The 10,820-nt window shown below is 31.6% G+C and carries 9 protein-coding genes and 1 pseudogene; 3 read left to right on the top strand and 7 right to left on the bottom strand.

What is annotated here, in order from left to right; genetic code table 11:
• The 4 genes from C0975_RS11020 to C0975_RS11005 form a co-directional block, all read right to left on the bottom strand.
• Nucleotides 1-181: hypothetical protein (locus C0975_RS11020; protein WP_143485135.1), on the bottom strand; the 181-nt coding region annotated here is incomplete at its 3' end.
• Nucleotides 182-213: 32 nt separating this feature from the next.
• Complete coding sequence (locus C0975_RS11015) at nucleotides 214-1,179, bottom strand: nucleoside-diphosphate kinase (protein ID WP_167383061.1); 966 nt, start codon at nucleotides 1,177-1,179, stop codon at nucleotides 214-216.
• On the bottom strand, nucleotides 1,169-1,954 hold the full coding sequence (locus tag C0975_RS11010; protein WP_101776420.1) for a gamma-glutamyl-gamma-aminobutyrate hydrolase family protein: 786 nt from the start codon (nucleotides 1,952-1,954) through the stop codon (nucleotides 1,169-1,171). Before C0975_RS11010 ends, C0975_RS11015 begins: the two co-directional genes overlap by 11 nt.
• Nucleotides 1,951-2,985: a hypothetical protein gene (locus C0975_RS11005; RefSeq protein ID WP_101776419.1), complete on the bottom strand. Its 1,035-nt coding sequence runs from the start codon at nucleotides 2,983-2,985 to the stop codon at nucleotides 1,951-1,953. The genes C0975_RS11010 and C0975_RS11005 overlap by 4 nt, the downstream gene beginning before the upstream one ends.
• A 288-nt stretch (nucleotides 2,986-3,273) precedes the next feature.
• Between C0975_RS11005 and C0975_RS11000 the strand changes: the two genes are divergently transcribed.
• On the top strand, nucleotides 3,274-4,458 hold the full coding sequence (locus C0975_RS11000) for a MalY/PatB family protein (protein WP_101776418.1): 1,185 nt from the start codon (nucleotides 3,274-3,276) through the stop codon (nucleotides 4,456-4,458).
• Between the two features lie 167 nt (nucleotides 4,459-4,625).
• Here C0975_RS11000 and C0975_RS10995 read toward each other — a convergent pair whose 3' ends face one another.
• Both C0975_RS10995 and C0975_RS10990 read right to left on the bottom strand, forming a co-directional pair.
• Nucleotides 4,626-5,864 (bottom strand): type II toxin-antitoxin system HipA family toxin, encoded by a 1,239-nt coding sequence (locus C0975_RS10995; RefSeq protein ID WP_174674062.1) that lies wholly within the window; start codon nucleotides 5,862-5,864, stop codon nucleotides 4,626-4,628.
• 2 nt (nucleotides 5,865-5,866) lie between these two features.
• Nucleotides 5,867-6,166 carry a helix-turn-helix domain-containing protein gene (locus C0975_RS10990; RefSeq protein WP_143485134.1) on the bottom strand — a complete coding sequence of 100 codons (300 nt, stop codon included), beginning with the start codon at nucleotides 6,164-6,166 and terminating at the stop codon, nucleotides 5,867-5,869.
• Nucleotides 6,167-6,451: 285 nt separating this feature from the next.
• On the opposite strand from C0975_RS10990, the gene mobH reads away from it, so the two are divergent.
• Both mobH and C0975_RS10980 read left to right on the top strand, forming a co-directional pair.
• Complete coding sequence (mobH, locus tag C0975_RS10985) at nucleotides 6,452-8,278, top strand: MobH family relaxase (RefSeq protein WP_101776415.1); 1,827 nt, start codon at nucleotides 6,452-6,454, stop codon at nucleotides 8,276-8,278.
• A 15-nt stretch (nucleotides 8,279-8,293) separates the two neighbouring features.
• Nucleotides 8,294-9,166 (top strand): tyrosine-type recombinase/integrase, encoded by an 873-nt coding sequence (locus C0975_RS10980; protein WP_245853388.1) that lies wholly within the window; start codon nucleotides 8,294-8,296, stop codon nucleotides 9,164-9,166.
• Between the two features lie 813 nt (nucleotides 9,167-9,979).
• Here the strand turns inward: C0975_RS10980 and C0975_RS10975 are convergent.
• Nucleotides 9,980-10,820: pseudogene (locus tag C0975_RS10975) on the bottom strand (hypothetical protein); the annotation flags it as partial.

The following is a 10,820-nucleotide window of genomic DNA, read 5'->3' as shown; positions in this document are numbered from 1 at the left end:
TTGGAGATATGAATATCTTGACTAAAATAACAGGTAAAAAGAAAGCAAAAGTACACCAGCTTGTTTGTACGGCAGAATAGCCTAACGCTAAAACAGTTAAAGGAATTGCAATATAGAAAATTTCTACACTTAATAATGTTAAAGCAGAGCTGATAATAAAAATTAAAAAGTTTTTGTTCATTATTGCAATTCCTTAATATTAATAATATAACTTTAGAATTGAGATAGGTTTCTATCTTTCCAACCTCTTAACGCATCTCCATCAATCAGATGAAATTCATCATCCACATCTTGCTGAATCATGTGTGATGCAATAGTTAAAATATCATATATATCCATATTGATTTTTCTTAATGGTATATAAATATCATTCCACCCTACAAATATTCCATTATCAAAAGCGCTTTTTAACTCTAATAATCCTGGTGTAGTATTATAATCTGGGTGTTCTAATACTTTTTCCCAACATTCATCCACATTAAAGGATGTTTTAGGATGTTGCTTTTCCAAAGAACTTATCATCACGGACAGCTCTTCATTCTTAATACCATAATCCTCATTTATTAAATCTTTATATATTTGCAGCCTTTCTTCTCTATTAAACACGATGCCAATTTCTCTAACAATATCTGCTGGCTCATCAGATATATGAAAAAATCTTATTACACCATTAGGGATTTTTATAATACTGCGAAGAGAATCTTTACTTCTTAATCTTTCTTCTGAAGCACCTTTTAAACGATGTAATCTAGCACTAGCTGGCATATCCAAATTAGATGAAATATCTTCAAAAACCATAAAGAGAGCGTCACCTAAACAATATAAATTATCAGCCAGCTCCATTCTATCAATTGTTGCTTCGCTATATTGATAACGCCAAACTTCTCTTATTTTAAATTTATTAAATTTTGTAATATATGCAGATTTAAGCTTAAAATCATATTTTTCTATAAGCTCTACAATTGATTTTGTTTTATCTGTTGCAAAAACTTCAGGCTTAAAAACTACTACAGCGGTCCGAACTAATTTATTAAGAAGTTGATCACCTGCTATGGAATAACCATCAAACCAACTTTCTCTAAAATATGTTTCCGTATTAAAATATCTCTTTTTTGAACCAAAAATTGTTAAAAATCTCCACTCTTTATTAGTCGGAATTTGATTTGATCTAATTGCCATAATAATCTCCTTTATTCTCAATGCAATGACTTCTAAAAAGATTAGATATAATCGGATCAATAGCACTAGTACTCCACTCAATATGCCACTGTACCCCATAAATAAATTTAGAATTTTTATGCCTAATGGCTTCAATAACACCATCATCGGCTGCTATTGCTTCAATAAGCAAATCCTTTCCTAACACTGAAATACCTTGCCCATGTAGTGAATTGACTAATACATTAGATGATATAGATTGATTTGAATGGTAGTGAAGAATAGAATTTGGTGAAATAATGATTTTATGAGCAGGTTGATATCGCTCTACCATTGATTTAGATTTATCTGATCTATGGTCCCTCATTCCACTAACTTTATGAATCTCTTGATAAAGCTCTCCTCCAAAAAATACATTAATTTCTTGTAATCCTCGGCATATTCCTAATAGTGGTTTATCCATTTTACAAGCAATTTCAATTAATTTCATTGCTGTATAATCTCTATTAATATCCTTATATCCAATAACTTCTATTTCTTTAAAACTTTCATTTTTTCTCCTTAAACAAATATTAGAAGGAGAACCTGTCAAAAGAATGCCATCAACTTTTTTCAGAATTTCTTCTATTAGTCTATCATCACTTTTATTGAAAATTGCAGGAATTAACAGCGGTATTGCCTCTAATTCATTCTTGACATACTCTACATAACTCTTAAATACTAAATGGTGTATATCTGAATCATCATCTATTCTTCTAGCACAACATATAACTCCAATAGTAGGTTTTATATTCATAAACTTTTACCTTCTAACAAATTTTTTGTTTTAAAGTGTAATAAAAGTTCATATGCTTTTTTACGATATTCAACTTCGTATATCTCATATGGCTTTGAAAGTAAATTAATTCTTTCATTTAGCCAATCCAGAACATATTTTCGATTAGGGAAAATCTGATTTGAATTATTTTCGAAAAATTTTGCTGATAACTGATATATTTCATCAATAAAATCTAATGAATCTAAAATGTATTCATTAATATTGTTTCTGTCAGAAACATAAAAAGACATAAACTGTTTTTTTATATTTTCATCTACATTTGATTGTTCTACACGAGTGAGTATCCACTTTCTTTTATAGTCTGTATTACCAAGTAAACAAACATAGGCTAGCATTTGTTTGAGCACATTTTCTCTTGCAAGATCAAAACAACGTTCAAATTCTTTTTTCCTCCAAGCACCAATGATATCAAGTAAATCTGCATAATCTGAAGCATTAGAGCGATACAAAAAGTAACAAAATTTATTTTTATTGAGCCTTTCTTGTATAGATACTAACCCCTCTTGATTATGTAAACATATACAATTATGTATTCTATGAATAAACGACATTTGTCTTTCGCTCATTTCTTTAGTAAATAAAATATGATTATTCATTGCATAGTTGTAATAATCATTTAATTTTTTCTCCAGACTATCTATATCATCAAATACTTTATACTCAATATCAATTTTAATCCCTGTCTCTTCAACAGGTAAATGAATCAATAAAATATCCTTATCACTATCAGGTGCTAGTATCTCCTTCGTAGTACTAATTACTCTAAAAAAAGATTCAATATTGATATGTTTTGGTGTTTTATACTCTTTAGTAATAATATATATATCTATATCAGAAAATTCATTCCCAATTCCTTCAATCAAGGTTCCACTAACTATAACAATATCATCAGACTCAATATTTAGCTGTTGCAGATAATGACTAATATCAATGTTATCTCCATTAGGTAACATAAAAGAATACTTGTTCTTTGAATAAATCATAGTCATAAGACCTCCTAGTTATCTAAAAACATTTAAACCATATTTATTAGTATAGCCCATACGATGTTTATAAGTTGTTAAGTACGTCACACTTTACAAATAAAAATGAAAATTAAAATCAATTAGAAATAAGAAGCTTAAAAATAGTTTATTATCAGAAAAACATAGATAGATCTAAACATGCTATAGATTACATAGTTTTTTAATATTCCGATTCATATGGTATAGTCGATATAGCACGACTAAAATTAAAACGAATCTTTTCTAACATGGATACTTTACTGGTGAGAAAGCATGGATAATTCATCATCATTCGATATCATTATTGATAGAAAAAATACTTCCTCTTCAAAATGGAAAAAATATAGAAATCATAGTGAAATTTTTGTGTTCACTATAGCTGATATGGATTTTAAGACACCTAAAGCTATTTTAGACGAATTATCTAAAATTATAGATTTGGGTATTCTTGGATACAGTGAGCTAGATAATAAGTTTGTTAACTCATGCATAAATTGGCTTAAATATAAGCACAATTGGAATGTCTGTGCTGAATGGATTGTACCCTGTACAACAATTAAAGGGGCTTTAAATATAATAATCAATGAGTTAACAAACACTAATGATAATATATATTCGCTATCTCCTGGATATAAAAGCTTTTTTAATGAAGATGATAGTAAAGTAAATCTAGTTGAGATTCCAATACAAGAAGGTATGAGTCTATTAGACATATTAAAAAGACATCAGATCAATAAAAACTCAAAGTTGTTTTTTTTAACTAATCCTCATAACCCTACTGGAAAAGTATGGAGTATTGAAGAATTAAAAAGCATATCTAAGTTTTGTATTGAAAACAAGCTAACATTAATATCTGATGACATCCATCAAGATATTATCTTATCTGACAAAATAAAATATACGCCTATTCATCTTGTAGAGCCTTCGATTATTGAAAGTTCTATAATATGTTTATCTCCTTCAAAAGCTTTCAATATATCTGGTCTTCAAGCATCTTATTTAATTATTGCTAATATTGAATTAAGAGAAAAAATAACTAAAAAATTAAAACAGTATACTTTATATTACCCTAACATATTTGCAATTGAAGCATATTCTTCTGCATATAATAAGTCTGAATCATGGCTAAAAGACCTTATTCAGTATTTAAAGAAAAATTATTACTTTATTAAAAACTCATTAAAAATATGCCAACCATTTATTCAAGTAAAGGAATTAGAAGCAACATATCTTGCCTGGGTTGATTTCAGAGGAATGAACATGCCTTCTAATAAAATAGAAGATATATTGTTTATAAACTATCGTATAGTTCTTGAAAATGGTAATAAATTTGGTAATAACGGAGAAGGATTTTTTAGAATAAATTTTGCATGTCCCCGTTCAAAATTGGAACATCTTGTTAAGTCCTTAATTGACTTTACAAAAAATATGAAACAAATTCATAACTATTCAAAATAAAAAACGCTACTTATCCCATAAAAAGGGTATATCAATGATTTTCTAAAAAATGGTCAAAGGAATAAAGGTAACTTTTTAAGGGTAAACCACTCCACCGAAGTGGAGTGGGCTTACCTAAAAAAGGAAATTTTGATTACTTATGAAAAGGCCAAAAGGCCTAAAAGGCTTTATACATTAAATGAAAATTTCATCCGTTCTTGCTCTTGTCGAGAAATACCTACTTCTGTTGCAACACGTTGCCAACCTTTGACAACGGTCATCACTTCATCATAAATTTTTTTTGCTTGAATTGGTGATAACTGAAAGAAATCAGCTACATCAAAAGCTAGCTGGTAATCTAATCGGTTATCACTATCTGTTATATTTAAATGTAACCCTTGTGAAAATGGAACGGGATTTAAATCATAAGCTGGCGATAAAGACCAACCGTTATTCTTATAAATAAAGCCATGATTACGTAAATGATCATCAGTATTCGAAATTGCTATATTAAAGACAATTCTTCTCCATAATTGAGCAAGATCAATACGAACCTGTGAACCATTTTCAGTTAAGAACTGAGCAATTTCAAGGTAACTAGCCTCATAATTACCATCATAATAACTAAGTTGAGTCAACGCAGAAGTAAAATGATGACGCTTTTTATTAATTCTATCAAATCGTTGAGTTAAAAATGTATGATGTTCTTGATTAAACCTTTCTACTCGACAATTAGCCATATCAATACTAGATTGAACCGCTAAACGATAGGCTAAATATTCCCAAAGAGCTATATCATAATCATCATATCGACTAGGAAATTTAGCAATCCATAGCTGCTCTACATCATCAATAACAGAAGCTTTAGGCCTAGCACCGCCTAATGATGAACCAGGAGATATAAGCATATGAAGCCATTTTAAATAATCTGGGTCATCAATATTGTTACTGTTTTCTAATTGAATTGCTGCAAATTCTAATTCTTTTAAAGATGATATAGGAGGAGCTGCAAGGCAGTTATTATTATCAAGAAATGGACCATCTAACCTAGTTTTAAATCTTAATGCCCCCATACGATTCATATCATGAACACCTAAAAGATAATCGCTCTCTGTAAGTAACTTAGGTTTGCGTTCTTCTTTACTTGCTATTACAGCTTCTCGACGTTTCATTAGTAGACGTCCCCATCTGTCGGGGCAAGAGTCTAAAAATATATGAAAGTTTTGAGTACTTGTACTGTATTGTTCACCTGGATAGAGATATAAATTAGGATCAATTTGTTGTACATAAGAAGAGCGTAACCAATCATTGTCGTAGCTAAAACGAAAATTTTCTTTACCTCTAACAATATCAGAAGATAATATTCCAATAAGTTCAGGTTTTGAAAAAACTTCCCAGTCTGCAAACACATAAATTTGCTTACTCATAATTATTTCCTTAGTAATTCAATATCTTGCAATTTACGCCCTAATTCATCATCCAGTCCCACATTTCTGAAATCTTGTTCTAAGCCTAATACTCCAAGGACCATTATGTAGTACCCAATTGCTACAGTTGGATCACCGTTTACAATTTTTCTAATCGTCATACGGCTAAGTCCCGTTCTCTGAGCCAACAAAGTCTGAGTAAATTTCCGCCTTTTTGAAGCAAGCTTAATATTTTCCCCAAGTTGAATCAATGCGTCTTGATATTTAGGAAATAATGTAGGTGATTTTGACTTATTGAACATTATAGTTACCATTATTTTATATTTTGGTAATTATAATATCCATTTATTAAGGTTTCAACGGTTAAATACATAAATGAAGCTTTAAATAAAGTAGGGAGTAGCTGGCTAAAACCAGTTTATTGGTTTTTACTGAACAACTTATTATTCAAATTTTTCATAGAGTGCTCTATTTAGCCACAAGTAAATTAGAAAAATTATAACGATATCATGTTGACTTTCCGCTTTCAGATACACAAAAAACCTGCTTTACTGAAAATTAATTAAAATGTTTTCATAGTTTACTTTATGTTCAAAAAACTTCTTAATGTATTCAAAAACACATCTGAAATACCAAATATTCTTTCAGAAAATTCTAGCAAAGTTCTAACTTATGCAGATGGTTGGTATTTGCCTTTACCAGCGAATAAACTACTAGAGACACCTCTTCGACAACAGTATCTAAAAAAAATCTGGCAGAATGTATCTATGAGTCCAGATATGTTCAATAAATTATATCAAGAGCCAATAGAAAAATATGCAGAAATAGTCCAATTACTACCTGCATCTGAATCACATCATCATTCACATGTTGGAGGCATGTTAGATCATGGATTAGAGGTTATTTCCATTGCTGTCAAATTAAGGCAAAGTTATGTATTGCCCCAGAATATCGCTCCTGAAGAGCAAGCTAAACAACGTGATGTATGGACTGCGATTGTTTTTTATGCGGCATTATTACATGACATTGGAAAAGTAGCTGTCGATATAGAAGTGTCATTAAAAAGTGGCAAAAAATGGTGTCCTTGGATATCGATACTTAAAGAACCATATAAATTTAGATATATAGAACGCGATTACGAATTACACTCTAAGATAGGGAGTGTTTTAGCAACAAAAATAATACCTTATGAAGCATTTGAATGGATTGGAGAATACCGTAACGCATTAGCTAGTCTACTTTATTTTATTTCTGGGCATCTTGATAAAGCAGGAATTTTGTCAGAAATAATACAAAAAGCTGATCAAATTAGTGTAACAATGGCTCTTGGTGGTGACATCAGTAAAATTTCAGAAAAACCTCAAATATCGTTTGCAAAACAGCTTTCTATTGCATTAAAGCATGTTATTAATAACTATAAATTGAATGCCCCCAAAGGAGGCTGCGATGGTTGGCTAACCGAAAATGGTCTCTTTGTCATGAGTAAAAGTACAGCTGATAGTATAAGAGCCTATTTAATACAGCAAGGTATTTCCGTTCCAACGCAGAATGGAAGGCTTTTTGATGAATTACAAGCTCACCAATTAATAGAGTCAACATCAGAAAATAATGCAGTCTGGAATTGTAAAATAATATCAAACATTGGTTGGGCTCCACCTAAGCCATTTACACTTTTGAAAATAGATCCGACAAAAATCTGGGATAAAATTGAAAATCGTCCTGCTCTATTCAAAGGAAAGCTTATTATTGTTGATCAAAATGGTTTAGATATATCTCTTGAACAAACAGAAAATATAGAAGAAATAAGAGGCTCAAATATTTCTGTTACTCAGAGTGCAATACAAGATGCAGAAATAATAGATACAAATACCAAAGCTATAAACAACGAAGCATTAAGTTCTTCATCTTCAATAGATGAAGTTTTAAATTTATTTCCTATGGGTGATTCTATTACACCGATAGAAAATGAAGAAAATTGTTCTTATGATGGTACAAAAGAACAAATTACAAAACCAGCTCCAATAAAAATTGATGAATTTATTAATTGGATAAAGCAAGGTATCATATCTAATACATTAGTCATGAATAAACCAAATGCTAAATTACATATTGTAGAAAAGCATTTATTTTTAGTGACACCAAGTATTTTCCAGTTATTTTTAATAGAAAAAACGGGAAACACAAGCCAAGATGTTTTGGAATCTCTTCAAAAGCAATTCCAAAATCTTGGCATACATAAGCGTCAATATATTGATAATGACGGTCGCAACATTTGGACTTGTTCAATCATTGGAAAAAAAGGAAAGTCATTATTAAATGGATATCTTATAGAAGATGTTGAATACTTTCTTGGACAAAAACAAGTTTACAATAATCATTGGTTACAATTACAAGGAACAATAAATGACATTTAAAGAATCACTTGAAAAATTTTTTTCTATAAAAACTTAAGACCTGCAACTGAAAGTGCTTATACAAAAGCAGTCAATCAATTTAAAAAAGCTTATCCAGATATTTCTATTGAAGAAGTCACAGAAATGCACATTGGAAAATGGCAGAAAGAAGTATTAAAAAAGATAAAACCAGTAACCTGGAATAATTATATACGCCATCTAAGTGCGTTATACAATTTTTTAATAAAAAGAGAAATAATAACATATAACCCTTTTAAACATTTTTCCATTAGAGAAGATAATGTACCACATAAAATATTCTCAGAAAAAATGCTTACACAAATTGAAAACGTATTAGCACGGAAGGAGCATACTTTACCGACAGCATTACAACCAATCTGGTTCATAAATAGTTTAGTTAACCTATTTAAATACACAGCGATCAGACGTGGGCAATTATTAAAGCTTACTATATCAGATATAGATTTAGAGCAGAAATTAATTACAATTCCTTCACACATAAATAAAAATCATACTTTTCATCAGATTCCTATTCCACAAAAAATATATATACAAGTAGAAAAATTAGTTATTGAAATGAAAAGAAATGGTCAGAATAGCAAGTCTCAATTATTTAACATAAATGTTTTATCAAAAACAACAACTAGGAAAAACAAAAATATGAATGATAATCAACTATCTTACATATTTGCAATTATTTCCCAACTAGTGAACTTTAAAGTATCTCCACATAGATTTAGACATACATTAGCTACAAAGTTAATGAAAGACCCACAAAATGTTTATGTAACAAAACAACTTTTGGGTCATAAAAGCCTAAAAACAACATTATCATACATCTGTTATGATCCTGAATCATTAAGGAATATTTTAGATACTCTCAAATAATATAAAAAATTTAACTTCCAGACTTTACAAGCAAAATAAAAAACGTAAAATAAGACATGTGGATCAGATTAGTTTTTATTTGATCTACATAGTTTTTTATTTTATAGTGAATTCATAGCAGTAAGATATTTTTTAGAATGGTTAGACACAAGGGATTTAAAATCCCTCGCTTTTCGAAGCGTGCCAGTTCAAGTCTGGCCTCGGGCACCATTTAAAATATCAATAAAATCAATATTCTAATCGCACAATGCGGATTTTTTTATGCCTACAATTTTCCTTTCTTTTTCTCATAAATTTTAATAAGTGGCTGTTTAGATCTGGCTTGGTGGCTGTACTTTCAGCCGTTAAAATTTGGCGTGGTGGCTGTATCGCCACTTTTCAGACATAAAAAACAAACTAAAATTTCCTTTATTTTTCAGTTAAGAAAAACGCCAAAATCCCCACGTAAAATAGAATTTTCCCTTTTATTTTCAAAGTGTTATAAATCAAATTTTGATTTTTACGATCTTTTTTAGCTGTAATTAAGTGAAATTAACTGAAATTTTTCAGTTAAGATCTTTTTAATAGATCCTTTTTCCGTGCGCCTTGAGCGCCATTTTTAACTGCAATTTAACTGAAAAAATGCAAAAATGCGTCAAAAATTCGGCGGGGGAGGAAGTGGATTTTCCGTGTCGTCGCCGTTGCCGTGAAAATTTTCCGTGCGTTTTCGCGCATTATCTCGCGCGTGGCTAACTTATTGTTATTAAACGCAAAATATCGCACATAAAAGAAAAGCCACGTCATTGCATGGCTTTTGGTGCTTATAATTGATTTTTATTCGATGATCGGGCTTAACTTCGCTTTTTCTGCCTTTGCTTTGTTGTTCTGCGTTGTGAAAGCCCCCTTTTGATCTGGCTGTGGTCCGCCATTGTGAGTGTGACTGCTTGCCGTATCTGCAATATCTGCAACAATCTGTATTAGTTCTTCCAAAATTCTAAAAATATTTTGCCCGCCAGTTCCCATATAACTAAGTGGGGCAGTAAATTTGTTTTTTGTATCTGATACGCGCAAAGCCACACCCGCGATCCGTTCTTGCAACGTTCCGCCAACGCCCACGCTTTTATTGCCGCCGATCATTTCGTCCGCGTCTGCGTCGATTGTCTTTTCAGACGTGCCGATCGCCTTCGTTTCTTGATCGCACTCGATCACGCGCATGAATGATTTATCTTTGATTTGCTGCTCAGTTTCTCGCGTTTTATTGCCCGCCGCATCCGTTCTTTCGTAAACTTCGGGGCGCTGTTGTTTTAACTGCTCGCCAATTTCAACGCTCGGGATCGTCTTATCTTGCGCTAACATCGTGCGCACAAACGGCTTATCCGACCGCCCGTAAGCGAACCCAACTTCTACCACTGTGCCAATCTCTGGAAAAGCGAAATCACCGCCCTGTGAGCCTGTACTAGTCACTGGCAAAGGCACAGCGGGATATACTGGCACAGCTTGATCAATTTCGCCGTGTTCATCTAACAACTGCAATTCTACTGCGTATTTTGGGCGAAACGGATCAGAAATATCACCCGCGCCCGACGGATCTGCAACCCCGACAACTTTCGCATCGCCCGCTAATTCGGGAAATGTTTTTTCTATCTGACGGCGCTCGGTGCTTTTCTGCGCGGGC

The organism is Pasteurella oralis (assembly GCF_002850605.1).
GTDB classification, from domain to species: domain Bacteria; phylum Pseudomonadota; class Gammaproteobacteria; order Enterobacterales; family Pasteurellaceae; genus Pasteurella; species Pasteurella oralis.
Note: the sequence above shows the minus strand (reverse complement) of the source record. Positions and strands in the feature narration are given on the sequence as shown.